Source organism: Paenibacillus sp. FSL R10-2736 (genome assembly GCF_038000245.1).
Classification (GTDB): domain Bacteria; phylum Bacillota; class Bacilli; order Paenibacillales; family Paenibacillaceae; genus Paenibacillus_AQ; species Paenibacillus_AQ phytohabitans.
This window is the reverse complement of record NZ_JBBOBN010000001.1, coordinates 2675435-2699663: the sequence shown is the minus strand read 5'-3', so window position 1 is coordinate 2699663 and position 24229 is coordinate 2675435. Positions and strand designations below refer to the sequence as shown.

The following is a 24229-nucleotide window of genomic DNA, read 5'->3' as shown; positions in this document are numbered from 1 at the left end:
GAAAATACCATATCTCAAATCATAGCATATAGCGGATAGAATACAAAAATTAAATGGTAAACTGAGAATAGTCAGGAAGGCGGGACGGGCAGTAAGTATTAGTTATCTCACTTCTTGACGGACACCCGAGGCGCTTGCCTTACGGATCGCATCCATCAGACGATGCACGCGGATCGCCTGGGTGAAATCGGGCAATTCCACCTCTTCCCCGTCAAGCCGCTGCGCCAGTCGGGCATAGAGATGAGCCACATTGTACCCGGGACCGGGAGGCAGATGCCGTACCAGTGAAGTATACATTTCTGGTGTTTCCAGTATCTCTGTCTCACCGGAAGTTCGGACGAGCTGAAGCTTCAGCCGGTCCATCTGAAACATTAGCTGATCCTGCGGAGTGATGACCAATTCACCACCGGTTCCGATGATCCTCAGCGTAAATCCAGGGGCACCGCCATTAACAAACTGGGCCGAAATTAGTGCATTCTGTGCCAGCTTCCCGTTAACGAGCACGTGATCCGGTGCATTTGCGGTCACTGATGCACCAGTCTCCAGTACGTGAACTTCAAGATACTGCGTGTCCAGCTTACCGGATACCTCAACAAACGGTGCGACCATATATTCAATCGCATCAAGTACATGCGCTGCCCCGATCGTCAGTTGGTCTGCCCCGTTAGCTTCATCCAGCAGATAGACATGTGCCTGGTCCACTGTTCCGTTCGAGGTAGGAAATACAGGCAGGGTAACTAATGTATTCACAGCCAATATTCGGCCAACAGCACCTTCTGTGATCAAGTCCCTGGTGTAGCGGACAGTTGGATTGGCCCGGGCCTGTAGGCCCGTCACATGCTTCACTCCCCGTTCTTCCGCAAGTTCCAGCAGCGCTTCCGCCTCCGCAGTAGTCCGGGCCAGCGGCCACTCACTGTATACATGCTTACCGGCATCCAAGGCTTCGCGGAGCAGCAAATCATGTTCGGGCACTTTCACAGCTACCACTACAACATCAATTCCAGGCTGCCCTGCCATCTCTAATGTTCTTGTATAATAAGAGCCAATGCCGTGGAGCTCAGCTGCCGCCTGTGCGCTTTCTGCACGCGTGCCGGTCACTGCCTTCACCTCATAATTCTCAAGCGCTGCAAGTGCGGGAATGTGAGCCAATCCACCCCATCCGCCTGCTCCGACGATTCCTGCTCCCCATGCTGTTTTTTTTCTCCATAGCCATATATTATTACCTCCACATTTTAGCGTTGTACTGACACGATTGAATATAACCGTTATAATCAAAACAAAAAAGTACGCACTTTTTCGTAATATAGTTACCATTTGGGTACGTTGAAGGAGATCGATAATCATGACATATGAGCCTAACGAGGGGAATGCTAACGCTAAACCCGGCAATACAAAGTACCACAATCCGACCGAAGCCACACTGGAGCGGATCGGCGGCAAGTGGAAGACAGCCATTCTCTGCCTGCTGGCCGAGCAAGGAAGCATGCGTAACGGAGAGATGCTTCGCACGCTGTCACCCGTCACCCAAAAAATGCTTACCCAGCAGCTCAAAGAGCTTGAAGCAGACGGGCTTATTCTCCGGACCGTGTTCTCGGAAGTGCCTCCTAAAGTGGTATATGAGCTGACGGACAGCGGACGGTCTCTCGGGATGGTCCTTGATCCGCTTTGTGAATGGGGCAAACGGTTTGTTAATACAATAAAGCGGGACACCCGCACGGGGATTAAATAAATCTAAAAAGCCTCTGTCATTCAAAATGACAGAAGCTCCTTCACCCGGCAGACCTCACAGCCTCCAGTACAAATAACTTTATGTATCTTAAGCCTTAAACAAAATAACAATTTCGGTAATCAGGATCAGCCCGGCAGCAGACACGCCCAGTGAATTAATGATTGTCAGTGCGTCCGGGTAGTTCTCTTTCCGGAACTGTGAACAGAGCGAAACCGTCCATAATACGCTGAAAAAAAGCCCGGCTGACCCGCAGCCATGCTCATTCAGCACTTGTCTTCTGCGTTGAAAGAACCGGCCCAGTCCGGCAAAAGTGAACACCATATAAATAATAAGCTCAGCCGATGAAATGGCAATGACCTCGCCTGCAGAAAAAAGATGCATTAATGCGTACTGAATGCTAAAACCCATAATTACAAGCATGTTAAAGGAAACCTTGTGTAAACTCAAGTCTTCTTCCTCCCTTTGCGTAATAATGTATACAGCATTTAGATAACGCTTACATTATAATTGTAATCGTTTTCCTTTTCTGTGATTAATGACGCTTCCGGCCTATTGGATACTATGCATTGTGGGTCTTATCAGCCAAACATTGCACACACAAAAACCGGGCTGCTACGGTAACAGCCCGGTCTCTCTACAGATCCATAAATAGATCATGATTATTTTACCGCTTTAATAGGGAGAATGCGGCACCAGAAGCATCCAACCGGGATTCGCTAATGACACAGGCAAGCATGATGGACTCCTGCAGCCGGCTATGCCATATATCGCCCAGATCAATTACTTGTGACCAGCCAAGTTCGTGAAGTAGCTTAACGGTCTGTGCTTTGGCTCCTGTATCATTCCCCGAAACGAACATGACAGGAACTCCCTCCGTGAATTGGGGATGAACCATCCTCGCAGCGTTCACCGTATTGAGTGTTTTTACCACGCGGCTTGCGGGCAGCCAGCTTTGAACAGATTCTCCAGCAGACGTATCGTTATGAATAAGCTTTGGACCTCTATCAAAGTGAACAGCGTTACTTATATCAATTACCGTTTTATTGTTCAGGTGCTCCGGGTCAAGAGTATCCAGCACATCCTTCATCCCCGCCCAGGGAAGAGCCAGAATAACAAGCTCCCCGTATTGTGCAGCTTGATTGAACGTGCCGACATGGCCCTTAGCTCCTGTTTCCTCCATCCATTCAAGATGTCTGGAATGCTCCGGTTCACGGCTGCTGATGAAGCACACATGTCCTGCCTGAATCAGCCCGCGTCCCAAAGCCTCCCCCGTATGGCCTGCTCCAAGAATTCCAATCCTCATTCTGCTTCCTCCTCTACTTATGGAAGATTATAAAGACTGCTCAGGCTGCAGGCCATACGGCACTTTTAAGTTCCCTCTGCCCTATCACCGGGAATGGATGTATACTATAGACAAGATTCCGGGGGTGAATATAATGCCTGTTCAACTTAATGATTGCCCTGTAGAAGCCGTATTCTCCATGTTGAGCGGCAAATGGAAGATACCGATTTACCGCTATCTTTACCATCATGCAGAACCTTTGCGCTACAGCCAGCTATTGCATCACCTGCCCTCTGTCTCTAAAAAAATGCTGACCGAGCAGCTCCGGGAGCTTGAAGGCGATGGAATCATTACAAGAAAAGTATATCCGCAGTTTCCGGCTAAGGTCGAGTACTCGCTAACCACACGCGGCCGATCCATGATCACCTTTCTTGATCTGATGAGTGAATGGAGTCTACAACACTCACACCTCAAATAGCTCCCAGAAAATCAATCACTGCCTGCGTCTTCTTATCGCCGTTCTTCTCCAGAAGCAACAGGAAATCACCAAGCTGTGTCAGCAGCCTGCTGCCATCGGTCTGCTCAGGACCGGCTTCGGAAAGGGTATTATCATAAGCGATAACCGCTTCTTCATTGATGACCTGTGTCTTCTGGTCGAACAACGGGGTATTGGGGGTTCCATAGAACACATACCTTTTGGATACTTCAAAAGCTTTTTTCATCGCCGCATTACGGTTAGAGTTCTTGTAGGTCTGTACAAAGGCTTCATATTGCACTGCCCGTTCCACGACTTGGTACCAGTCAATCTGTAAAGTTCCGTTGATCACAGACGGCTGCTCCGACTCTGCTGCCATCAGATCAATGTAAGCCTGCAGATCTTTGCTGATGTACGGCTTGAATACTTTGAAGCTCTTGTAATGGATAACCGGTACAAACTGGCCGCCGTCCGTCCCCAGCTTATAGTCCATGGCCGTCAAGTCCTGCAGTACCACGCGGGAATCGAACTTCTTCACCTTGGAGCGCGCCAGCACCATGGTCATGCCGGAGGTGAATATGCTTTTGATATCCTTTTGAATGGCAGGTGTATTCATGCGTTTGGTGGCTGTGGGCAGATAAGCTTTCAAAGCATTTTCCAGATGCAAAACAGCCAGATTGGCCTCTGCCTGCGTCATTTGACTAATACGGTTAACTAAGGTCGCCTGGGCCAGACTGAGCGTGGAAGGCTTCTTCACTCTTTGCTCAAATAAGCTGAAGGCTTCCGTAGGCTTCACCGCCGCTGCCTCTGTATATTGAGGGAAGGTACCAAAGACGGTAATCCCGGCACCCGTCAATAGCATTGCTGAGCCGAGCGCGGCTGCTACACTTTTCGTAAACCTGGTCTGTCTCATAAGCACACACCTTTCAGAGATCCTCGGATATAGCTCTCATTTTACCACACATTAACAATAGGTTCGTTATGCTCAAGCCGCTCTCTGCTCTCTCTGACCCAATCCTTGAACCAATCATTATCTGATGAACTGAAGGATTCGTCACCGTCGAAATTCCGGTATGCCCCGATGTAAACAATCAGCTCTCTGAGCTTCAGGAATACAGGGATTTGCTTCAGCCAATACTGCTCCAAGGTGTTCTCCCGGCTGTACCCCTTCATGAAATGATCCATAAACCGAAGTGCCTGTTCCTCACGTTCGTCCCGGCCCTCTTCCCCACCGTATACATAGACCAGATAATACAGCTGAATGGCGATATCTTCTACAAACCAGCTGTATTGTGCCTCATCGAAATCGAATAACGTTATTTCACCTTGCTCGCTCACATGGAAATTCCCGAACCCCATATCCCCATGGATAAGTCCGTAAGCCTCTCTGTTCTTGGGAAATTCTTGGAGAGTATCGATGATGCTGTAATAAGTCTCTCTTACGCGATGGTGCGAGGGGGGAAGGATATCTATATTTTGCAGATAATAATTGAGATTCCAGTCATGCCGCCGCACAGTGGCATCCGGATGGTCATACCGCTTGGCAAGCGCATGCATCTTCCCTGTAATCCGGCCCAGCTCCTCATAGGTTGCGTTATCGTTCAGGCATTCGGGATAGCCGATCCTGTTGCCATGGGCTTTGTCAAAGCTGGCGGCAATAAAACACATCTCCGGCGTTACTATAACTTCAGTCCAGTTGCCATTAGCAGAAAGAATCGGACCCGATGCTAAAATTCCGTTGCGGGTCAAATACATAATCCATTCCAGCTCTGCCCTAACCTGCTCTGCAGTACGATGGATTCCTGGAGTAATTCTTAGAATATACATTCCACCGCTCCGCTGGTATTCGTACACGAAGTTCTGAAACCCTCCTATGTAAGTTAACTCATCAGGGTTGATTCCATAACGGCTTGCGGCAATACGCATAATATCTTTTTGATCAAAAATGTCCTTTATAGCATTTTCCATTTGAGTAGGCCTCCGGTGACTTAGTTAGACTGCAATAGCGACTATAAAACTAGTAATAAGTATCATCACACTGACCGGCGCCCAAATTCTCCTCTCCCGGACACTCCGTGTAATGATATTCAAGATGGATGAAAGTACTGAAAAACCAACTACAAACCAAATGCCCACAGCTGCAAATTCAAGCCAACCCGGAAGTATAATCCCCGCCTTGCTCAGCACAATCAGCGCCAGGAAAGCCAAGACTGCAATCTGAACCAGACAAGCCGCACGCATTGGCGCCGGAAGCTTCCCGGGGAACTTTCCACCCATCGCGAACTCTCCCCATGGCATACCAATAGCCAATGCAGCCTGAAAAAGAATTACAATAGAAATCAACACGGAAAATACTATTGCAGAGCTGAATAATAGCATGATCTCTTTCCTCGCTTCCACTAAGTAGCGTCTTGTGAATTATCATAGACAATATAGAGGCAAAAAACCATAATAATTGTATATTAATGGTTTTTTATGAACAGGAGAGCAATTATGAAATTATCAGAAGCGTTTAAGACGGAGCGGCTGCACTTCCGCTTGCTGAATGTAGAGGACATTGATGTAGTGTATAGACAATTCTCAGACCCGGAAATGTGCAAACATTTCAGCGAACCGCCCTGTAGCTATGAAGAAGCCATAGAAATCATTGAACATTACGCCAACCCAGAGGGAAAAGGCCATCACCGTTACGGCATGTTCGATATTGAAACGGATGCATTCATCGGGACCTGCGGCTATCATTACTGGGATCGTGAGCTGAAGCAAGTCGAGATCGGCTATGATATCTGGAAAGAGTATTGGAGGCAGGGGTATATGTCCGAAGCCTTACCTGTACTCATCAATATCTGCTTCGAGCATCTTAACGTAGATTGTATTTATATCCTGACCCATCCACACAATGCTGCATCAATAGCCAGTGTGCACAAGTTTGGATTTGAGGTGTGTGAACCCTGCAGAAGCGTTGATGAGGAATCCCAGGTGTGTATGAGGCTGATGCGGGGGAAGTGGAGTGATTAATGAGGAGCGGATATCTTCTAAATCTCTCCCGGCAATCCGCAAGCTATGAGCATGAGTTGCACTATTATTCCACCCGCCCCAGCACCGCCTCCACCTCAGCCAGATTCACCAGAACCCCTTCCCGCTGCCTGCCCAGCTCCGCAATACTGCTGTCAATGGCATGCACACGTTCCTGCAGCATGTCACGGGCGAAGCGGAGCACCTCTGCTGTCCCGCAGCCGGATTGCGCCTTATGTCCGAACAGACATTGAATCTCCTTCACCGCAAAGCCCCACTGCTTCAGCTGTGCGATGGCCTGGAAATCCCGGACTTCCTTCTCTCCAAAAGAATAACGCTTCCCCTTCAGCTCCGGTGCCAGCAAAGACAGCTCCATGTAGTAGCGCACGGTATCTGCCGTTGTCCCCATCTCTCTGACAAACGCTCCAATCTGCATTTTCCTCCGCCCCCTTGCCATGGGGTTAACCCCATGTGATTAACTCGTATTATATCCCACTGCAAGGAGGAACAAGAATGATCTATCTCCTAATTGTATTGTACGCACTACTCATGGGTGCCGCCGCTATCATCAACCGCCGGAACCTTCAACTATCACTGACAGCGGCTAACCTTCTTGGTTCATTAGCGCTGCTCTGTACACCGTTTCTTTCGCTTTTTCTACCGTTTGGGCTAATCGTGTTACTTTGCTGCGCACTTCGCAACGGATACGTGCTTCAGGGGCATATCCATCTGCTTCATGTGCTTGTCCGCTGTGTACTCTCGCTATGTTTATATTTCAGTTATACCCTCCTATAAAAAAGCAAGCGCCAGTACCTGCGGATACTCCCGCTTCCCGGCGCTTGCTATGTTACACTCCTCTTACTCTTCACGCTCTTTTCGCTTCCGTATTTGCTGTGACCAGAAATCCGGCTGTGCGTAGCCGATGTATGAATAATCCAATTCATCACCTTGCCGAGTGGATAACTGAATGAGCAATGCCTTCTTGAGATCAGAGGGATGCAGATCACCTGTTTTGATAGTTGCGACTTGAACGCCACCATGTTTGGGGGTACCTGTGACAACTACCTGATTGCCTTTGGTATACACAGCTGTAATCTCCGTTTGAAAAGCAATGATATACAGATCCAGATCCGTTTTGTTCTGGAACAGCGGGAATTGAATGCCTACATTTTGCTGGAAATCGTATTGGCTGGATAGACCAATGTCGTAGGTTGTAAATAACCGGTGGAGTGCGTATTGTATCCGCGTAGGCATGTAACTCCATCTTCCTCCACTATAGGTGCTATGCCAGTGTTTTTCATACACAGGTCTCTGATAGAGAGGGTCATTCTTTATAATAAAGAAAGGAATCCTCGTGCCTTCATGTATTACTCTGGAAATGGATATTGTATCTGTAGGCTGGTGAGCCGCAGCCGCTGCTTCCTCTGGCGAGTTCATAATGGTAACGGGTTCGCGCGGCTCCAGCTGCTTCAGGCGAAATTTCAGCTGTTCCATTTGTTTAGCGGTCTCTTCGGGATTACCGACCCCAGACGTTGGTAAATTTTGAGCATTAATAGTTATGGGGGATGTAGCAAGCGCGAGTAACAGGGATAAGATTATTGCTGAGCCTTTGCTTAATAATGGCATATGGACCACCTCATCCATAGCTTGTTCATCATCCCATGGATTTATGTAGGCTGAACGTAAGATCACCTATTGAAATCCTGCACATAATACAACATTATCCTGATTTAATCGGCCCAAAATCAAAATTGTTGTACAAAAGGCAGGATTTCTCTTCTTCCAAGCAGCTTAGCAGAATTATTGTTGTATTTCATACAACAATCTTCCCTAGTACCCGGGTATCTAAGCATCAAAGTTGCAAAACGTACAACAATTTTGTTTATAGCGCTTAATTTGTCTATAGTGCTTAATAAAATGTATCCTACTGCTGATGTGTTTTCGCCCAGCCTATACTATTCATCAAACAACCCCAATAACCCATCCAGACGATCAATCACATAATCATAGCTGCTCACTTCGCCAAATCCGTAACTCGCGTACACAAAAGGTATCCCGGCAAAACACGCCGCCCTCCTATCTCCCTCCGTATCGCCCACATAGACAGGACTGCTTAAGTGATTCCGCTCCATCACCAGCTTAATGTTCTCACCCTTGGATAGCCCCGTTCTGCCCGGATTCTCGTAGTCTATGAAATACTTCTGCAGCTGATGGTATTCATAAAAAGCCTCAATATACCCCGCCTGGCAGTTGCTCACGATGAACAGCTTATATTTTGCCGATAACGCCCTGAGTACTTCTTCCAGCCCTTCATACAGCCTTCCGCCTTGCTTCGCCAGACTAAGACACTCTACTTCACAGCATTCTCTGAGAATTCTCTGCTGGGTGTCCTCATCGATATTCGGGAACAGCTTCCGGCCAGCCTCATCTACCTGAAGACCCATGATTCCCTGTAAATCTTCCTTGGTTACTCCGTTCACAACGCCTTGGTAATTGCTGAGCACACTATTCCATCCCACCACTACTACATCCGAAGAATCCCATAACGTGCCATCCAGATCAAAAATAATGCTATCCATTCCACTTCTCCTAACGTTCAGTTCGTAGTTGCTGCTGCGGCCGGGCCCAAATCAAATGAATCATATTCAGCGAGTAGCTCTCTACCCTGCTAATCTGCATCCCGGACGCCCGGACCAGTCCAATAATATCCCGGGTGTGATGGCATCCATAGACACGGTACAGCAGCGGATTCAGTGCCCGTTGCAGCGTTGACACCACGAAGTTAGAACTGATCCCATGCTCCAACAACAGGATGGTTCCGTCCGGCTTACACCAGCGGTTAATCTTCTTCAGCATCTCCAGGGGATTCTGATAGCTGCAACAGGATAACGTAGAAACAATAGTATCAAAGGATTGCCCGGGGAAGCTCATTTCTTCCATATCTGCACATACAAAATTGGCGTTCACGTGGTAATGCTGTCCTGCCTGCTGCGCTTTCTCAAGCATTGCGCTGCTGAAATCCGCAGCAGTAATCCTGACCTCCCTGGGATAGTAAGGGAAGTTAGCCCCCGCCCCCACTGCCAGCTCAAGCACATCTCCTTGTGCCTGGCCTATAAGATTCCGGCGCCAGCGCTGCTGCTTGGGATCTTCTCTTTTGCGGGCATAGTCTGTGGCCTGTTTATCAAAAATACGGATCAGCTTCTGCTTATCCATCTGCGCCGGTCACTCCATTCATTAATAGAGTCGTTTCTCGTAGCTCTCCTGTATGCCTTGCCGGACTACTTCCACAGTAAACTCGGCAGAATTCACATGATCCGCGATAATCGCCGGAGCAGACGGAAGCGAGGCTTCTGCGGGCCAGGAGCCGCTGTCCCATAGCTGCGATCTTTTAAAAGCCTTGGCACAATGCATATAGCATTCCTCCACCTTCACACCAATTCCCAAGGTTGGCCGTTTATCCCGGACCTTCATCCTATCCAGAATAGCCTCATCTCTGATCACGTAAGCTTGCCCGTTAATCCGCAGGGTCTCTTCAAGCCCCGGGATGATAAAAATCAGTCCTACATTGGGATTAGCGAGGATATTTAGCAAGGAATCAAATCTGCGGTTGCCCGGCCGCTCCGGAATCACCAAATGACCGTCATCCAGCACCACTACCGATCCGGGTGCATCTCCGCGTGGAGAGACATCGCAAGAACCGTGTTCATCTGCGGTGGACAGGAATAACAGCGGCGACATGGCTATGAAATTGCGGCAATTATGATCCAGATGATGGATCGATTTACGCTTCACCACCTCACTGGGATAGCCCAGGAGTTCTCTAAGCTCAGCTTCTGAAGTCAGAATTTCCGTAAAAGGAGTATTCATCTAGCGTCCTCGATTCTGGTTTGGCTTCTATAAATATATTCTATAATCATATATCTGAAACGTTCTTCAGCGCCAGATCTCCATCCGCTCATTGAGGGTAGAAGTATGCAGTTCTAGCTGGATTCCATCCGGATCCAAGAAATTAACGGACCAGCCTACTCCACGCTGTATCGGGCCTCTTACAATGGTTACATTACTTTGCTTCAGGATGCCCACTGCATCATTGAAATCGTTCTCTGCGATATAAAAAGCCACATGATCCATCCCGGCAAATCCGTCTGCGTGGTCCTCAGTACCCGCACGTTCAACAAGGCAGACCCAGGCACTTCCCCACTCCAGATAAGCATCCGTTCTGCCTCGGTGTCTTAAGGTCATACCGAGAATGCCATGATAGAAATCAAGGGACGTCTGCAAGTCGCGAACATTGAGTGTCATATGGCTAAATCCGGTTACTTTCATTGCGGTGCCTCCTTTATGGTTTAAATAGTTACCTCTTCAGATGATTTTAGCACTTGTATACCATGCTCATAAACTCATAAGAACTTCCGTTTGTATCCTGCATAAAGGTATGTCCTGCAGTGAAACCGGCTTTTAAATACACTTTTATAGCCCTGGCATTAAAGGTTGCTACAGCCAGGGTTATCCGTTCAGGATGGAAATTCACAGCAACATAATGCAGCACCGACTTCAGGAAAGCTTGCCCTGCGCCACACCCGGTTAGATCGGGTCTCATGCCTAAACCTATATCACAAATGTTACCCTCAACCGGCTGAACAGTAAAATACCCTATAAACTCATCGTCTTGCGATACAGCGTATGTATGATCCCCACGTCCGGCCGGGTCCAGGAATTCTATTAAATCTTCCTCGTCTGCATCCATATCATAAAAAGAATATTCACCTGCATAATGAAAGTGGTATGCAATATCTTCAGCTTGAAGCTGTGTTAATGGTCTAATAATTACAGCCATCGCGTAAACCGTTTGTGCAACACTTCAATCTGATGCTGATCTGCCCATTCCTTCAGGTCCTTTATCCCTTGATCCTCTTTGGCTGAGAAACAGAAGCAGTACTTGTACGGCACCAGCAAATTAGCCTTGGGCTTAACCGCGATTACGGGCTTAAAGTATCCTTTGATAAAAATCTTCTTAACCTTGCCCGCTTCTATCTCAATATTCTTGATCTGAAGGGCTTCAGGCTTAATCTCAATGTCGAACACTCTGCTAAATGTCAGCAAACGATAAATGAATATCCCAATGATGGTTACTGCTACCCCAATGACGAGGAAAGCCATGATTAGTTCTAATCGGGTAGATTTATTGGCTTGCAGCATGAACCATATCCAGCATAACATCAGAATACTCGTACCTATCGTAGCCCGAATTTCAGCAGGACGTTTGCCTTTATATCCAATCATCGTTTCCATTCATATCCCCCGCTTTGGCGATAATAAACAACCACTTGGATTCTTATTATAATACAGGTAAAAGATGGATTGCAGCACTCTGTCGTAACATTCTTTGACGGAATAGGCGAATCCCTTAATTTGTGTATTCATTTTTTTGACTAACCGGGTATGAAACTATAAGATAGATGGCATGAGAGTGATTACAGATCAGGAGGGACAGCCGTGGAAGAGTTTGCAGAGTATTTAGCTAAAATTGATAATCCGGTACACCGCGCTGCGACGGAAGAGGTACTGGCTTGGGTGATCCAGGAATTTCCCCAATTAACGCCGAAAATCGCCTGGAATCAGCCGATGTTCACCGATCACGGAACCTATATTATCGGCTTCAGTGTATCCAAAGCGCATATGGCGGTTGCCCCCGAGAAGGCGGGAATGGATCATTTTGCCGATGCCATTAAGCAGGCTGGCCTAGATCATACCAAGCTGCTGGTGCGTATGAAATGGACGAGCCCGGTTGATTACACCATACTCCGACAAATGATCGAGTACAACATTGCGGATAAGGCTGACTGTACAACTTTTTGGCGGGCATAGAAGCCAGGGATGAAACACCGGGATCAGCCAAGAAAAAAGGACGTGCAGGATAGCACGTCCATCGTATGACATATCATTTTACAGGATAACCCCAGTGACAATCTTGCGGTGATCCGATACATAGGCTCTGAATTTATTCTCTTGTGCTGCATCCTCGAACGACTGCTTAGCAATGAACCAGTATTCCTGCTGACCATGGAACAATAAGTAATAGCCTTTATTCTCCCACACCCGGGTGAAGGAGCCCCATTTCATGATGGACTGATCTACTTCCGGGCTGAAGTTGATCCCTTCTGCATCGAACAGATATTGGAATTCCTTGTTGTACCTTGTATCTGCCGACAGGATCTTTGGCAGCAGCAAGGTACGCATAACCATCGACATAGCGATCGTAAGCACGAGCGTTATCGATATCCCGAGGAGTATGATGGATTCGTTCTTAACATATAGAATCATACAAACGGCTACAAACACCGCTTGAACCCCAATGGAGAGTATAGATTTCCACGAATGGAAATATAGTGCCCGCGCAACCTTTTGAATATGTTTCCCGTAATGAAAGCTGATTTTCTCCATCTTGTCACCCTTTATCTGTTCACTTAATAACCTCTAGTAGTATAGCATTCATTACATGAAACCCATAGCGGATTAAATAGCTTGCCGCCTTCTGCAATCTACTTGGAGCTAGGCTCCACCGCCGGCACCGGTCCCAGCTTCACGAACAGAGTAGCAATCAGCGCGATCAGAAATCCGGTCGTACAGGCGATCAGGAAGCCGACGAATCCGTCCCCCAGATAAGCGGGTAAAGTCGCCAAGCCCGGAAAAGCGAAAGAAATCGCCGAGGAGCCGGATAAACCGACCATTCCGCCTCCGATCGCTCCCGCACAGCAGACAATGACCATCGGCTTGCGCAAGGGCAGGTTCACACCGAACATCGCGGGCTCGGTCACTCCGAACAAGGCTGAAATGGACGCGGACAAGCATAAGGTTTTGAACTTCTTGTCCTTGGCTTTGATGAACACGGCGAGCGCCGCTCCTGCCTGCGCGAAGGCGGCCGGTCCCATCAGCGCGAGGATGGTATCCGAGCCATGTACGCTGATATTGTTGATTGCCAGCGGTACCAGACTCCAGTGCAATCCGAAGATAACCATCGGCTGAATAATCGCGCCAAGCACCATTCCCGCCCCTACCGAACTGAGGTTGTATACAGAGCGGTATCCTTCAGCAAGTATGTCTCCGGCAAGTGAGCCAATTGGACCGAACACCAGCAGTGTCACGGCGGACACCGTCACAATCGAGATCAACGGTGTAAAAAACTCCCGGATCACCTCAGGCAATATTTTAACGCAGAAGCGTTCTACATACACTAAGAGGCCTACCGCAAGGATGATCGGGATGGCGCTCGCAGGATAGTTAACGGGAGTAATACTCATCCCGAGAAAATGTATGATTTCCTGGTTGTCAAACAGTGTGGTCAGGCTCGGGTACAACAGCACCCCGGCAATCACAACGGCAGTAAAGGGGTTAGCCCCAAATTTGCGGGCGGCTGTAAAGGCAAGCAGCAGCGGGAGATAGTAGAACAGACTGTCCGCCATCGCATTGAGCACCGTATATGTCCCTTCCGTCTTGCTGATGATTTCCAGTGCAGCCGCGCCGGCGAGTAAACCCTTCATAATACCTGCCGCACTCAGAATATTAACGATTGGAAGAAAGATTCCGGAAATGCCGTCAATGATGATATTGACTATACTTCTCCTGACTTGCTTCAAAGGTATTTCCTCATGCTTCTCTCCCATATGTTCCTCCTGCACCTATACTTAAATCTTGACATAAATGACCCGTAAGAAGGGGCACTTTGTTCAAAGCTGTCCTCTTACGGGTCACCGTCAGACCGGCGTTATTGCCGGCTTTTTAGAATACTTTTGTCGTCCACGATTCGCAGTTCCAGATATCCGTCACGATATCGCGGTAAAATTCAGGTTCATGGGAAATCAGCAGGATGCTGCCTTTATAAGCTTTGAGCGCACGCTGCAGCTCTTCCTTGGCATCTACATCGAGATGGTTGGTCGGCTCATCCAGTACAAGCAGGTTGCTATCACGGTTGATCAGCTTGCACAAACGTACTTTAGCTTTCTCGCCGCCGCTTAAGACCGCAATCTTGCTCTCGATATGCTTGGTCGTCAGGCCGCATTTGGCCAGTGCCGCCCGGATTTCAAATTGGGAGTAGGACGGGAACTCGTTCCAGATCTCTTCAATACAGGTGTTGTAATTCGATTCCTTCATTTCCTGTTCGAAATAACCGATCTCCAGCAGATCCCCGAGTCTCACCGAGCCTGAAATGGCTTGAATCTGGCCGAGAATGCTGCGCAGCAGCGTCGTTTTACCGATCCCGTTCGCACCGACAAGGGCAATCTTCTGTCCCCGCTCCATGCTCAGATCAAGAGGTCTGGACAATGGGGAATCGTAGCCGATCACCAGATCCTTCGCTTCAAAAATCACCTTACCGGAGGTCCGGCCCTGCTTGAAGTTAAATTGCGGCTTCGGCTTCTCCTTTGCAATCTCGATGACATCCATCTTATCCAGCTTCTTCTGCCGGGACATTGCCATATTCCGGGTAGCTACGCTGGCCTTATTGCGCGCAACGAAGTCCTTCAGATCGGCGATTTCCTGCTGCTGGCGTTTGAAGGCCGATTCCAACTGCGATTTCTTCGCTTCGTACACCTGCTGGAAATACTCATAATCGCCCACATAACGTGACAGCGACTGATTCTCCATATGATAGATCAGGTTAATTACGCTGTTCAGGAACGGAATGTCATGCGAAATAAGAATGAAGGCATTCTCGTAATCCAGCAAATAACGCTTCAGCCAGTTGATATGCTGTTCATCCAGATAGTTCGTAGGCTCATCGAGCAGCAGGATGTCCGGCTTCTCCAGCAGCAGCTTAGCCAGCAGTACCTTGGTCCGTTGACCGCCGCTGAGATCGTTAACGTCTTTATCCAGACCGATGTCGGTAAGACCCAGCCCGCGGGCCGTTTCATCGATTTTGGCATCGATCATATAGAAATCCTGGCTGGTCAGCATGTCCTGAATCGTTCCGACATCCTCCAGCAGCTGCTCCAGCTCCTCCGGGGTAACCTCACCCATCTTGCCGTACATATCGTTCATCTCTTGTTCCATATCGAACAGATATTGGAAGGCTCCGCGCAGAACATCACGGATGGATTGTCCCTGCTGAAGTACAGCATGCTGATCCAGATAACCGGCGCGCATGCGTTTCGCCCATTCCACCTTGCCTTCGTCCGGCTGCAGCTTGCCGGTAATGATATTCATGAAGGTCGATTTACCTTCACCATTGGCACCAATCAGACCGATATGCTCGCCCTTCAGCAGGCGGAAGGATACATCGGTGAATATGGCCCGGTCTCCGAACCCGTGACTCAGCTTTTCTACATTTAATATGCTCATGAAATTAACACCTTTTCCTTTATTCTATATTCTCGTCATATTATAAAGGCTAAAGCGCCACAACTCCAGACGGTTTGCAAAAAAAGGCGAAAAAACACTAACTTGAGGTTAGTGTCTGCTCACACTTTGACTTCCCTTGGAACATAAGTATAGTTCTTGGCTCAATCCAGGCATTTGGCGAAAAGCTCTGTTAACTGGATACCTCTGTGCCAATCTGTCCCTCCGCCTTCAATCGTCCAGCATGCCTCAAGCACGCCTCGTACCACGCCCCACATCGCGATTCGGCGGGGGTCCAGGCCAAGGCGTTCGGCCATAATGGCAATCCGGCCCCGTAGTACCTGCTCGCAATCACCACCCCGATCCATATAGTTAAGCAGATACTGGACAGTATCAAAATGAACGTCACCGATGATGCCCTTAGGATCAATAACAACCCATTGCTCTTCTCCTTGGCGGAGGATGTTGTCATGATGCAGATCACCGTGCAGCAGAAAATTCTCTTCCGTGGTGTTAATGAGATACACCAGACATTCTTCGGCATTCTCCACCCAACTCTCAGGCAGTGGCACTGCAGCGTTCCCATCGTCGAATCGCTCACGGTATCGCTCTATAGCCGCGAAGTGCTGCTTCAAAGACGGGTACCGGCTGCCGGCTGGTGCAGGAAGCTGAAGGCGCTGAAATACCTCACAAAAGATATTCGTCGCCTTCGCATCATCCTCAATGGCCGACAACGGTGTGCCGGGGTCGGCTCCTTCCAGCAGGGCCACACCCCAGTCCTCATCTGCATCCAGTACATGAATCGCCCCCCTGCCCTCATAGGCTCGAAGCACACTAACTTCCTTAGAAAGCTCCTCCTTCATGAAGGATAATTTTAGGACTGCCGGCTTCCCGTTACTGAGCTTTGCCCGGAGTACAAAGTTATAGGATAAATTGGAAAAGGGAGCTTCCGGACTAAAGCCGAAGCGGTCTGCACAGTCGGTAATCAGATCAGACAGCGCCTCCGCCCATGCTACGCCCTGCTTACCATAGAGTTCGTGCATTCTTTTGGTAAAAGGTTCAGGTATTACAATCATGCCGCAACGGCTCCTTTCAGTCATGTAGCCAGTCTGCTCTCCATTCCGCTTGGGTCAACTCATAATCGATAAAACTCTGCCATTCTCCAAGCTGATCTGTCCACGCATCCGTTCGCACCGCAATTTTCCGGAAGCCGAGTTTCTCATATACATGCTGTGCTCTGGTGTTCTTAAGATTGGTATCGAGGATGATTGTGTGATATCCCGGAACATCAAATAAATAACGGATAAACATCGTTAGAAACCGGGTACCCGCCCCTTTATTCTGCTCTTTGAAATCGCAGATTTTGATACCGATCTCTGCCACACGGTCTGCAGCTGCGCTGTAACTCATCTCCCCCGCCGGAACGCCGCTGATCTCCAGGATCAAACGGCCTTGCCGTTCCGGGTCCGCCCCGCTCTGCAATTTGCTTCGTACCTCTTGTTCAGTAGTGCCTATCCCGTTAGGAAACCCGGCATGCGCCATAATCTCCCCGTCGTTCCACCAGCCGCATAACAGCTTTGCATCGCCTATAGTCGCATCCCTGATGACCAGGTTCCCTTTGTGCAGATACATTTCTTCCCCCTCTGTTCCTTCGGTCTGAATAATCGCAAGCTCATTATATCATGCAACCATTTCCAGATTAAGGGAGGGTTTCGTTATACATAAACTATACGGAATTGAAGTTAATTAAGCTCTAAACAAGCTCTCTGGTCATGCTACAGGTACAGAAGCAGCAGCACGTAAGCAAGCGTGACTCCCCCGGCGGTATAATCCATCCGCGATAATCTTAGCTCTCTATAAGAAGTGCGGCCCCTTCCAGTCCCATAGGCTCTTGCATCGATTGTCATTGCCAGCTGCTCCGCCCGTTGAACCGTTGTTATTAGCAGGGGAACCACCAATGACAAATATGCAAACACCCGCTTATGGCCTTTGATCGCTATAATGTCATACCCTCTGGCTCTTTGCGCCAGCATAATGCGGTCCAGCTCTTGAATAATTGTCGGGATGAAGCGGACTGCAATCACGAGCATCAATGCAGTAGCCTCAACCGGAACGCCCCGGCGGGATAGCGGCTTGCACAGTTGCTCCAGGCCTTTTGCCAGATCCAGCGGCTTGGTCGTCAAGGTCAGCAGCGAAGCAAGCGACACGAGCAAGAGAATACGCCAGACAACGAAGAGGCCCTTCTCTATTCCTGCTTCTGTCACTTTAACGGCCGAACCCGGCCAGAGTGGCGTTCCCGGGGTAAAGAAGAGATGGTATACAAAAGTAAAGGACAGGATAAGCACAACCGGCTTTAATCCTCTAAGTAAATTCCGCAGCGGAACTCTGGACAACAGCAGCTGGCTTCCCACAAAGACAGACGCTATAGCATATCCGCCATAATTATTGAGTAAAAGAGAGCAAATTGTAAAGGTTAGCATGCTTAACAGCTTGGTACGGGGGTCTAGCCGGTGGAGTACTGAATCTGAAGGGATATACTGGCCCAGCAGGATGTTATCCTTCATGATGAAGACCTCTTGACTGCCAGACGTTCCTCACCAGCTGCATAATATCTTCTTCCCTGCAACTCGCCGGTGTAAGAGTCCGTCCGGAAATCCCCTCAATGAATCTTAAGAGCTGTATGGGCTCCGGCAGAGGCAACCCGGCTTGCTCCATCAATGCTGCATGCTTCAGAAACAGTTCATCCGCCTCCAAATGGGCCAATAAACGTCCCTTCTGGAAGACCATCACCTCGTCCGAATAGTCGGCAACCTCCTCAAGCTGATGAGAGATGAGCAGTACTGTCCGGTTCTTCTCCCTCTGCCATGCCTTGAGCTGTCTCAGCAGCGCTGTCCTGTGCACGGAATCAAGTCCGGCGGTGGGCTCATCCAGAATAAGGAGCTCCGGCTCCGTAATCAGCACGGAAGCGACAGCGACAAGCCGCTTAAGCCCCCCGCTAAGCTGGAACGGCTTCTCCTGGAGAAGATCCGCCGGGAGTCCCAGCTGCTCCATAACCGTCTTGACTGCTGCTTCCACTTTCCCTGGTGATTCCCCCTTCACAGTAAGAGCAAAGGCCAGCTCCCTATAAACCGTCGTTGCGAAAAGCTGCTGCTCCGGATATTGAAATACATAACCGATCTGTGGGACGGCCTTCGTATTCCCTTTACTGTCCCTGGGCAGAGGTTGGCGGTCATGCGTATATTCGCCTCTGTAGAAAGGAACCAGCCCCTTTATTACTTTGGCAAAGGTGGATTTCCCTGCTCCGGTATGGCCAGTCACCGAAATCCATTTCCCCTCCTGAAGCGTGCAGCTTACGGATTGAAGAATCTCTACCCCGTTCAACTTTACACTTACGTCATTTAACTCGAAGGCCATAAGGCAGACACTGTCTCCTTCCAGTCCGCACGCAGGGGGGCATTTAATCCGAGCGCTTGATGCAGTCTTACCGCAAAAGGGGGAGAGATCTGATGCTCTGTAATGGATACGCTGCTAAACAAGGCGGAGGGTGATCCGTCAAAAGCAATTTCTCCTCTGCTCAGAAGCAGAACACGGTCAGAGGAAAGAATCTCATCCATATGATGCGTGATCTGAATGATGGTTTTACCCTGCCGGTGAAGGAAGTTCATTAGCTCGAGGATGTCTCTTCTTCCCTGCGGATCGAGCATGGAGGTCGCTTCATCAAAGATGATTATCGAAGGTTCCATTGCCACAACAGCAGCAACCGCAACCCGCTGTTTCTGGCCGCCTGACAGTTGATGCGGCATGGCTTCCGCATATTCTTCCATGTGAACTGCTTGCAGAGCCATATTCGCCCGCCCGGCCATATCAGCTCTCGGCACGCGCAGATTCTCCAGTCCGAATATCACTTCATCCAGAACGGAGGTTGTGATGAACTGATTGTCGGGATTTTGAAATACCAGTCCGGCCTGCTCCCGAATCTTCCCAAGGTCATCAGGAGTCCGTGTATTCAAACGGTCCAGCATTACTTGTCCTTCTCTTGGCTGCAGGAGCCCGTTCATTAACTTGGCGAGCGTGGACTTTCCGCTTCCGTTCCCTCCAATGATGGAGAGGAATTCACCTTGGCGGATTTCAAAGCTTAGCTGGCAAAGAACCGGATTCCTGCTCCGGTAATAATAATCGACCTGATCAAATACAAGCATCTGCCCCGCGCTCCCTCCGCTGTTTCCTTAATTCAAAAAAAATTTCCGGCGCAGAAGTGACTGTAGCAAGCGGCCGTGGCTTCTCCCAAGGTGTAATCTGCTGTCCGTTAATGCCGAACACTTGCCCCGTCAGCTCCGGGTCCTTGTGATCCAGAAGCGCACGCACGAACCGGGCCACATCGTCCGCTTCACCCAAGCTCCATGCCTCAGGAAGCGGCTCATTACGCCGGGCATATTTTTCTGTCAAATGTTGAACAACCGGCAGGGTCATATCGGTTAAGGCAGCAGGAGCAATGCCGTTAACCCTGATCCGCTTGGTCTTCAGTTCATCGGCAAGCGTCCACAGCATCCCGAGAAGTCCGGCCTTGGCCGCACTGTAATTGACCTGCCCCGCCGAACCGGTGAGTCCCGCGGTTGAGGTCATCAGCAGAATATCGCCTCCTTGCCGGCTCAGATGGGCAATTGCACGCCGGATGCAGTAGAAAGCCCCATTTAAATGAACATCCAGAACGGACTGCCATTCCCGGTCTGTCATGAATCCGCATTTGCGGTCATGAATGATGCCTGCGTTATGAATTAAAATATCCAGGGAACCCATCTTGCCGGCCACTTCGTCCATCATCACCGTAACGGCAGCGGGATCGGCAACATTGGCACAGAATCCCTCCGCGAAGCCGCCTGTCCCCCGGATGTCCTCGACTACTTGCTTAACACTCTCGCCATTTAAACCATTAACGGCGACCTGATATCCGCAGCGTCCCAGTTCAATAGCCATGCTTCGTCCAATCCCTCTGGTTGCCCCTGTAATCAATACCGTCTTCATATATCCATGATCCCCTTTACAACGCCAAAAGAGCCTTTAGCGATGATTTCCCCGTGATCTGTCACTACCGTTACCTGGATCTGATCATGCTTCAAATCGTTATACCGGAAGCATACGGCTGAGCCTTGAACACACGGCTTCTCAAACCGCATAGTAATGGACTGAATCCAATGGGAGAGGTGTTCTTTCATATATAAAGACTGCGCCAGCCCCATGATGTACATTCCATGGGCAATGGGAGCTTCGTAACCCGCTTCTCTTGCATCTGCGGCATTCAAATGAATCGCTGCCTCATCCTTGGTGACAGCAGCATATTGCCGGATATCCGCCTCAGAAATCCTGATTCTCATATCATTCACCTCTCCCGATCAAGACGGTTTCTGCTACAGCGATGGGGCTGCCCCGGTGACAGCAGAATAGAGAATGGGTATAGAAAGTCAGCACGCCGCTCCGGCCGTTTTTGTGCTCTATAGCAAGTAAGGTTAGTTCGCACTCCAAATTCATACCCGCCATCAGCGGAGCATGATAAGTAAACTGCTGCGTTCCGTGAATCATTGCCGCTTTCAGGGGAAGCCAGGGGACATCTGCTGTCTTCCAGAATGTGACCGGCATAGTCGAAGGAGCAACGGCTGCTCCTCCTATTCTCTGTAGGGGCGAAGCTATGCTGTGTGCATACTGCACGATATTTCCCGTCGTGAGCTGAACCTGAAAGCGGATCTTGTTCATATAACCGCCTCCACCAGAACGGCCAGCCCCATCCCGCCGCCAATGCCAAGTGTAGCCATACCCCGTTTGTAGGGGGTTTGCAGCATCTCCGAATATAGACGCGTCATAAGGATCGCACCGGATGCTCCGTAAGGATGACCCAGAGCTAACGCGCCTCCGCCGGGATTAACCTTATCCGCTGGAAGCTGAAGCTCCTGCAGTGATGCCAATACCTGAGCGGCAAAGGCTTCATTAAATTCAACGATATCTACATCTCCGATGGTCAGACCCTGGCGGCATAACAGTTTCCGGACCGCCGGAACCGGTCCGATCCCCGGATAACGGGGGTCCACTCCGGCAGCCTGAGAGTCAACAAAACGGAGGATGGGCGTCAGGTTAAGCTGTTCACACTTGTCACGCGACATGATGAGCACCAGAGCGGCACCGTCATTAATAGGACAGGCATTCCCGGCAGTCACAGTGCCATTCTCCGCAAATACAGGCGGAAGGCTGCGCAGCTTCCCCAGGCTTGTATCCGGTCTCGGACATTCATCCTCTGCAATCCGTAATCCGTTGATTTGCAGCGGTACAAGCTCCGGTACATATCTGCCTGTACTTTGAGCCCGGACGGCTTTCAGATGGCTCTCCAGCGCATACAGATCCTGCGCTTCACGGGTAATCCCGTATTTGGCCGCCACATTCTCTGCAGCAAGCCCCATGTCAGGATCTCCGTAAGCAAAGGGTGTGAACGGTGCACGTGTATATAGGGTTGGCGTTCCCGTCAGCGTGCCGGGTCTGAACATTCGCCAAGGCGCCCGGCTTACACTTTCGGCTCCGCCTGCCAGGAATATCTCTCCTGCACCGCTCTGAATGAGGCGGGCCGCCATGATGATGGCTTCAAGCCCTGAACCGCATTGACGGTCGACTGTAACTCCCGGAACCGTAACAGGCAATCCTGCTTCAAGCACAGACTTACGGGCAATATTCCCGCCAGATCCCACGACATTGCCGATGATAACATCATCAATCCATTCCGGCGGCAGCTGTGCTTCAGTAACGAGGAGGCGAATCAGCGGGGCAAGCAGCTGCTCCGGTTCGAGCGAGCTTAGCTGTCCACCGATTTTGCCGACAGGTGTACGCCTGGCCATAACCAGCACGGCCTCTTTGATTTCTCTCATCTCAACCCTTCTCTCACATTGTCCATCATCCGCTGGCGTGCGATTTTTCCGCTGCTGGTATAGATGAACTGTTCTACAGGAACGAGCTGCCTGGGCACCTTATAGCCTTCAAGATATGGACGGCAGTAATCCCTGATCTGCTCCAGACTGAGCTGCTGTTCTCCGCTCCACTCAATCAATGCCGTTACCTGCTCTCCCCACCGCTCATCCGGCTTGCCGAATACCATAACCTCGCGGACCGCCGGAATACGTCGCAGCACTGTCTCCACTTCTTCGGGAAACACCTTGAGTCCCCCGCTCTTGATCATGTTGCTGGCACGGCCAGCCAAGTGCATATGCCCGTTCTGATCAAGGAGCATGTAGTCGCCCGTGCGCAGCCAGCCCCCGCGAAACACGCCTGCCGTCTCTTCCGGCAGCAGGTGATACCCGGTGAACATCATTTCACTCCGGATATACAGCTCACCAACCGCACCCGGAGGCAGCTCACGAAACTGTGCATCGCGGATGGAAATATGCACGCCGTCGAACGGTTTACCTAAGGAATCTGCCTCCTCCTCCCCGGTTATTTCAAGATAGCTGATGTAGCTGGCCTCCGAGGAGCCGTAATACTCATAGAGCTTCGTCTCCTTGAACAGCTCACGACATCTTTGTTTCAACGTCACTGGCCACTGGCCCCCAGAGCTGATTATGGCCTGTATCGATACCGGGGCCGTAGTTGCAGCGGCCTGCCGGACCAATGCGTCAATCATCGCAGGCACAACGAACAGGACCATATTAGGTTCATGGGAGCAGAGATTCAATACGTTCACAGCATCGAATGCCGGGAGCAGATGAAAAGTCGCCATACTATACAAGGATTGCATCATGGCAAACAGCGACAGGGAATGCACGAACGGCCCGGGTGCAAGTACGTGCTTCATACTATTCAGCCTAAATGCCTTCTCCGTCGCCTCAAAGCTTGTTAACCAGGACTGGTGAGTCCGCATGTACCCTTTGGGGAGACCAGTTGTGCCTGATGTATATCCGATGAACAGCAATTCCGGATTCTCCTCTGTAGCGGCATCCGGCGCGAAGGCAGACTGCCAAGAGCTATAGCTGCCGGTGCTCTGCTCCCCGCCGAAGTATAGCTGCGGGATTTCTCTATAACGTTCTGTGAAATCAGCCGCAAAACGCGCTTCACCAACAATCAGTCCGGGCTCGCACTGCCGGATAACCTTATCCAGTTGTTCGGGAGGCCATTTGGGATCCAGCAGCACGGGAACGCATCCCGCATAGATGGCGCCGAGAACAAACTCGGCGAATTCCATACGGTTACCGGATACAACAGCAATATTCCGCTTTATGTGTTCCCCATGCCGCAATCCGTTTGCAACCTGTTGTACCAGCCCCATGAGCTGGGCGTAGGAGCGTTCTTCCCGGCCGTCCGAGATCGCAATGCGGGAAGGGGCGGCCTGTCCACGTTCTAAAATATGCTGTACCAGGTTCATGGG

The 24229-nt window shown here is 49.9% G+C and carries 31 protein-coding genes; 4 read left to right on the top strand and 27 right to left on the bottom strand.

Translation table 11 applies throughout. The features are described from left to right. Positions 1-102: 102 nt before the first annotated feature. Entirely contained in the window at positions 103-1314 is a 1212-nt protein-coding gene (locus tag NSQ73_RS11525; RefSeq protein WP_340989254.1) for a Gfo/Idh/MocA family protein, read from the bottom strand. A gap of 28 nt (positions 1315-1342) precedes the next feature. On the opposite strand from NSQ73_RS11525, the gene NSQ73_RS11520 reads away from it, so the two are divergent. Continuing rightward, entirely contained in the window at positions 1343-1729 is a 387-nt protein-coding gene (locus NSQ73_RS11520; RefSeq protein WP_340986524.1) for a winged helix-turn-helix transcriptional regulator, read from the top strand. Between the two features lie 87 nt (positions 1730-1816). On the opposite strand, the gene NSQ73_RS11515 is transcribed toward NSQ73_RS11520, so the two are convergent. Both NSQ73_RS11515 and NSQ73_RS11510 read right to left on the bottom strand, forming a co-directional pair. After that, positions 1817-2176 (bottom strand): hypothetical protein, encoded by a 360-nt coding sequence (locus NSQ73_RS11515; protein WP_042138272.1) that lies wholly within the window; start codon positions 2174-2176, stop codon positions 1817-1819. Positions 2177-2393: 217 nt separating this feature from the next. Next, a complete protein-coding gene (locus NSQ73_RS11510) occupies positions 2394-3032 on the bottom strand; it encodes an NADPH-dependent F420 reductase (RefSeq protein ID WP_340986522.1) in 639 nt (212 codons plus the stop codon). A 133-nt stretch (positions 3033-3165) separates the two neighbouring features. Between NSQ73_RS11510 and NSQ73_RS11505 the strand changes: the two genes are divergently transcribed. Continuing rightward, the gene (locus NSQ73_RS11505; RefSeq protein WP_340986520.1) at positions 3166-3489 is read left to right on the top strand and encodes a winged helix-turn-helix transcriptional regulator; all 324 of its coding nucleotides are present in this window, start codon (positions 3166-3168) and stop codon (positions 3487-3489) included. Here NSQ73_RS11505 and NSQ73_RS11500 read toward each other — a convergent pair. The 3 genes from NSQ73_RS11500 to NSQ73_RS11490 are packed head-to-tail and all read right to left on the bottom strand — an operon-like array spanning position 3482 to position 5865. After that, positions 3482-4399, bottom strand: coding sequence for a hypothetical protein (locus NSQ73_RS11500; protein ID WP_340986519.1), 918 nt, complete (start codon positions 4397-4399; stop codon positions 3482-3484). The genes NSQ73_RS11505 and NSQ73_RS11500 overlap by 8 nt on opposite strands. Before the next feature lie 41 nt (positions 4400-4440). Then, entirely contained in the window at positions 4441-5454 is a 1014-nt protein-coding gene (locus tag NSQ73_RS11495; RefSeq protein ID WP_340986517.1) for a phosphotransferase enzyme family protein, read from the bottom strand. Positions 5455-5478: 24 nt separating this feature from the next. Next, positions 5479-5865: a hypothetical protein gene (locus NSQ73_RS11490; RefSeq protein ID WP_340986515.1), complete on the bottom strand. Its 387-nt coding sequence runs from the start codon at positions 5863-5865 to the stop codon at positions 5479-5481. 114 nt (positions 5866-5979) lie between these two features. Between NSQ73_RS11490 and NSQ73_RS11485 the strand changes: the two genes are divergently transcribed. After that, positions 5980-6504 carry a GNAT family N-acetyltransferase gene (locus tag NSQ73_RS11485; RefSeq protein ID WP_340986514.1) on the top strand — a complete coding sequence of 175 codons (525 nt, stop codon included), beginning with the start codon at positions 5980-5982 and terminating at the stop codon, positions 6502-6504. A 64-nt stretch (positions 6505-6568) separates the two neighbouring features. On the opposite strand, the gene NSQ73_RS11480 is transcribed toward NSQ73_RS11485, so the two are convergent. From NSQ73_RS11480 to NSQ73_RS11445, 8 genes are all read right to left on the bottom strand, one after another. Beyond that, the gene (locus tag NSQ73_RS11480; protein ID WP_171716163.1) at positions 6569-6937 is read right to left on the bottom strand and encodes a MerR family transcriptional regulator; all 369 of its coding nucleotides are present in this window, start codon (positions 6935-6937) and stop codon (positions 6569-6571) included. Positions 6938-7359: 422 nt separating this feature from the next. Next, positions 7360-8145, bottom strand: a complete 786-nt coding sequence (locus tag NSQ73_RS11475; RefSeq protein WP_256703792.1) for a hypothetical protein — start codon at positions 8143-8145, stop codon at positions 7360-7362. A gap of 311 nt (positions 8146-8456) precedes the next feature. After that, complete coding sequence (locus tag NSQ73_RS11470; RefSeq protein WP_340986513.1) at positions 8457-9080, bottom strand: HAD family hydrolase; 624 nt, start codon at positions 9078-9080, stop codon at positions 8457-8459. A gap of 10 nt (positions 9081-9090) precedes the next feature. After that, complete coding sequence (locus NSQ73_RS11465; RefSeq protein ID WP_340986511.1) at positions 9091-9714, bottom strand: class I SAM-dependent methyltransferase; 624 nt, start codon at positions 9712-9714, stop codon at positions 9091-9093. A gap of 21 nt (positions 9715-9735) precedes the next feature. Further along, positions 9736-10368 (bottom strand): pyridoxamine 5'-phosphate oxidase family protein, encoded by a 633-nt coding sequence (locus tag NSQ73_RS11460; protein ID WP_340986510.1) that lies wholly within the window; start codon positions 10366-10368, stop codon positions 9736-9738. Between the two features lie 66 nt (positions 10369-10434). Further along, positions 10435-10827 carry a VOC family protein gene (locus tag NSQ73_RS11455; RefSeq protein ID WP_340986509.1) on the bottom strand — a complete coding sequence of 131 codons (393 nt, stop codon included), beginning with the start codon at positions 10825-10827 and terminating at the stop codon, positions 10435-10437. A gap of 46 nt (positions 10828-10873) precedes the next feature. Continuing rightward, on the bottom strand, positions 10874-11338 hold the full coding sequence (locus tag NSQ73_RS11450; RefSeq protein ID WP_340986508.1) for a GNAT family N-acetyltransferase: 465 nt from the start codon (positions 11336-11338) through the stop codon (positions 10874-10876). After that, a complete protein-coding gene (locus NSQ73_RS11445) occupies positions 11329-11793 on the bottom strand; it encodes a hypothetical protein (protein WP_340986507.1) in 465 nt (154 codons plus the stop codon). Before NSQ73_RS11445 ends, NSQ73_RS11450 begins: the two co-directional genes overlap by 10 nt. 204 nt (positions 11794-11997) lie before the next feature. Here NSQ73_RS11445 and NSQ73_RS11440 point away from each other — a divergent pair, with 204 nt between their 5' ends. Next, entirely contained in the window at positions 11998-12369 is a 372-nt protein-coding gene (locus NSQ73_RS11440; RefSeq protein WP_336101833.1) for an iron chaperone, read from the top strand. Positions 12370-12447: 78 nt separating this feature from the next. Here the strand turns inward: NSQ73_RS11440 and NSQ73_RS11435 are convergent, their stop codons facing one another. From NSQ73_RS11435 to NSQ73_RS11375, 13 genes are all read right to left on the bottom strand, one after another. Next, positions 12448-12945, bottom strand: coding sequence for a YcxB family protein (locus NSQ73_RS11435; protein ID WP_340986506.1), 498 nt, complete (start codon positions 12943-12945; stop codon positions 12448-12450). Between the two features lie 98 nt (positions 12946-13043). After that, on the bottom strand, positions 13044-14165 hold the full coding sequence (locus tag NSQ73_RS11430; protein WP_340986505.1) for a PTS transporter subunit EIIC: 1122 nt from the start codon (positions 14163-14165) through the stop codon (positions 13044-13046). A 115-nt stretch (positions 14166-14280) separates the two neighbouring features. Beyond that, positions 14281-15837 (bottom strand): ABC-F family ATP-binding cassette domain-containing protein, encoded by a 1557-nt coding sequence (locus tag NSQ73_RS11425; RefSeq protein ID WP_042138297.1) that lies wholly within the window; start codon positions 15835-15837, stop codon positions 14281-14283. Positions 15838-15998: 161 nt separating this feature from the next. Further along, positions 15999-16910, bottom strand: a complete 912-nt coding sequence (locus NSQ73_RS11420; protein ID WP_340986504.1) for an aminoglycoside phosphotransferase family protein — start codon at positions 16908-16910, stop codon at positions 15999-16001. Between the two features lie 16 nt (positions 16911-16926). Next, positions 16927-17466 carry a GNAT family N-acetyltransferase gene (locus NSQ73_RS11415; RefSeq protein ID WP_340986503.1) on the bottom strand — a complete coding sequence of 180 codons (540 nt, stop codon included), beginning with the start codon at positions 17464-17466 and terminating at the stop codon, positions 16927-16929. Positions 17467-17609: 143 nt separating this feature from the next. Beyond that, positions 17610-18398 (bottom strand): energy-coupling factor transporter transmembrane component T family protein, encoded by a 789-nt coding sequence (locus tag NSQ73_RS11410; protein WP_340986502.1) that lies wholly within the window; start codon positions 18396-18398, stop codon positions 17610-17612. After that, positions 18388-19248: an ATP-binding cassette domain-containing protein gene (locus tag NSQ73_RS11405; protein ID WP_340986501.1), complete on the bottom strand. Its 861-nt coding sequence runs from the start codon at positions 19246-19248 to the stop codon at positions 18388-18390. The genes NSQ73_RS11410 and NSQ73_RS11405 overlap by 11 nt, the downstream gene beginning before the upstream one ends. Beyond that, a complete protein-coding gene (locus NSQ73_RS11400; protein ID WP_340986500.1) occupies positions 19233-20033 on the bottom strand; it encodes an ATP-binding cassette domain-containing protein in 801 nt (266 codons plus the stop codon). The genes NSQ73_RS11405 and NSQ73_RS11400 overlap by 16 nt, the downstream gene beginning before the upstream one ends. After that, positions 20020-20856: an SDR family NAD(P)-dependent oxidoreductase gene (locus NSQ73_RS11395; protein WP_340986499.1), complete on the bottom strand. Its 837-nt coding sequence runs from the start codon at positions 20854-20856 to the stop codon at positions 20020-20022. The genes NSQ73_RS11400 and NSQ73_RS11395 overlap by 14 nt, the downstream gene beginning before the upstream one ends. Further along, positions 20853-21206, bottom strand: coding sequence for a MaoC family dehydratase (locus NSQ73_RS11390; protein WP_340986498.1), 354 nt, complete (start codon positions 21204-21206; stop codon positions 20853-20855). The genes NSQ73_RS11395 and NSQ73_RS11390 overlap by 4 nt, the downstream gene beginning before the upstream one ends. Position 21207: 1 nt before the next feature. Next, positions 21208-21582 carry an FAS1-like dehydratase domain-containing protein gene (locus NSQ73_RS11385; RefSeq protein ID WP_340986496.1) on the bottom strand — a complete coding sequence of 125 codons (375 nt, stop codon included), beginning with the start codon at positions 21580-21582 and terminating at the stop codon, positions 21208-21210. Continuing rightward, positions 21579-22730, bottom strand: coding sequence for a thiolase family protein (locus NSQ73_RS11380; protein WP_340989253.1), 1152 nt, complete (start codon positions 22728-22730; stop codon positions 21579-21581). Before NSQ73_RS11380 ends, NSQ73_RS11385 begins: the two co-directional genes overlap by 4 nt. Before the next feature lie 5 nt (positions 22731-22735). Further along, positions 22736-24226: a class I adenylate-forming enzyme family protein gene (locus NSQ73_RS11375; protein WP_340986494.1), complete on the bottom strand. Its 1491-nt coding sequence runs from the start codon at positions 24224-24226 to the stop codon at positions 22736-22738. Between the last annotated feature and the right edge of the window lie 3 nt (positions 24227-24229).

Bases quoted from the DNA above. Each gene is read 5' to 3' on its own strand.
- NSQ73_RS11525 (WP_340989254.1), bottom strand. From the start codon at position 1,314: ATGGTAACTATATTACGAAAAAGTGCGTACTTTTTTGTTTTGATTATA.
- NSQ73_RS11520 (WP_340986524.1), top strand. From the start codon at position 1,343: ATGACATATGAGCCTAACGAGGGGAATGCTAACGCTAAACCCGGCAAT.
- NSQ73_RS11510 (WP_340986522.1), bottom strand. From the start codon at position 3,032: ATGAGGATTGGAATTCTTGGAGCAGGCCATACGGGGGAGGCTTTGGGA.
- NSQ73_RS11505 (WP_340986520.1), top strand. From the start codon at position 3,166: ATGCCTGTTCAACTTAATGATTGCCCTGTAGAAGCCGTATTCTCCATG.
- NSQ73_RS11500 (WP_340986519.1), bottom strand. From the start codon at position 4,399: ATGAGACAGACCAGGTTTACGAAAAGTGTAGCAGCCGCGCTCGGCTCA.
- NSQ73_RS11495 (WP_340986517.1), bottom strand. From the start codon at position 5,454: ATGGAAAATGCTATAAAGGACATTTTTGATCAAAAAGATATTATGCGT.
- NSQ73_RS11490 (WP_340986515.1), bottom strand. From the start codon at position 5,865: ATGCTATTATTCAGCTCTGCAATAGTATTTTCCGTGTTGATTTCTATT.
- NSQ73_RS11485 (WP_340986514.1), top strand. From the start codon at position 5,980: ATGAAATTATCAGAAGCGTTTAAGACGGAGCGGCTGCACTTCCGCTTG.
- NSQ73_RS11480 (WP_171716163.1), bottom strand. From the start codon at position 6,937: ATGCAGATTGGAGCGTTTGTCAGAGAGATGGGGACAACGGCAGATACC.
- NSQ73_RS11475 (WP_256703792.1), bottom strand. From the start codon at position 8,145: ATGGATGAGGTGGTCCATATGCCATTATTAAGCAAAGGCTCAGCAATA.
- NSQ73_RS11470 (WP_340986513.1), bottom strand. From the start codon at position 9,080: ATGGATAGCATTATTTTTGATCTGGATGGCACGTTATGGGATTCTTCG.
- NSQ73_RS11465 (WP_340986511.1), bottom strand. From the start codon at position 9,714: ATGGATAAGCAGAAGCTGATCCGTATTTTTGATAAACAGGCCACAGAC.
- NSQ73_RS11460 (WP_340986510.1), bottom strand. From the start codon at position 10,368: ATGAATACTCCTTTTACGGAAATTCTGACTTCAGAAGCTGAGCTTAGA.
- NSQ73_RS11455 (WP_340986509.1), bottom strand. From the start codon at position 10,827: ATGAAAGTAACCGGATTTAGCCATATGACACTCAATGTTCGCGACTTG.
- NSQ73_RS11450 (WP_340986508.1), bottom strand. From the start codon at position 11,338: ATGGCTGTAATTATTAGACCATTAACACAGCTTCAAGCTGAAGATATT.
- NSQ73_RS11445 (WP_340986507.1), bottom strand. From the start codon at position 11,793: ATGGAAACGATGATTGGATATAAAGGCAAACGTCCTGCTGAAATTCGG.
- NSQ73_RS11435 (WP_340986506.1), bottom strand. From the start codon at position 12,945: ATGGAGAAAATCAGCTTTCATTACGGGAAACATATTCAAAAGGTTGCG.
- NSQ73_RS11430 (WP_340986505.1), bottom strand. From the start codon at position 14,165: ATGGGAGAGAAGCATGAGGAAATACCTTTGAAGCAAGTCAGGAGAAGT.
- NSQ73_RS11425 (WP_042138297.1), bottom strand. From the start codon at position 15,837: ATGAGCATATTAAATGTAGAAAAGCTGAGTCACGGGTTCGGAGACCGG.
- NSQ73_RS11420 (WP_340986504.1), bottom strand. From the start codon at position 16,910: ATGATTGTAATACCTGAACCTTTTACCAAAAGAATGCACGAACTCTAT.
- NSQ73_RS11415 (WP_340986503.1), bottom strand. From the start codon at position 17,466: ATGTATCTGCACAAAGGGAACCTGGTCATCAGGGATGCGACTATAGGC.
- NSQ73_RS11410 (WP_340986502.1), bottom strand. From the start codon at position 18,398: ATGAAGGATAACATCCTGCTGGGCCAGTATATCCCTTCAGATTCAGTA.
- NSQ73_RS11405 (WP_340986501.1), bottom strand. From the start codon at position 19,248: ATGGCCTTCGAGTTAAATGACGTAAGTGTAAAGTTGAACGGGGTAGAG.
- NSQ73_RS11400 (WP_340986500.1), bottom strand. From the start codon at position 20,033: ATGCTTGTATTTGATCAGGTCGATTATTATTACCGGAGCAGGAATCCG.
- NSQ73_RS11395 (WP_340986499.1), bottom strand. From the start codon at position 20,856: ATGAAGACGGTATTGATTACAGGGGCAACCAGAGGGATTGGACGAAGC.
- NSQ73_RS11390 (WP_340986498.1), bottom strand. From the start codon at position 21,206: ATGAGAATCAGGATTTCTGAGGCGGATATCCGGCAATATGCTGCTGTC.
- NSQ73_RS11385 (WP_340986496.1), bottom strand. From the start codon at position 21,582: ATGAACAAGATCCGCTTTCAGGTTCAGCTCACGACGGGAAATATCGTG.
- NSQ73_RS11375 (WP_340986494.1), bottom strand. From the start codon at position 24,226: ATGAACCTGGTACAGCATATTTTAGAACGTGGACAGGCCGCCCCTTCC.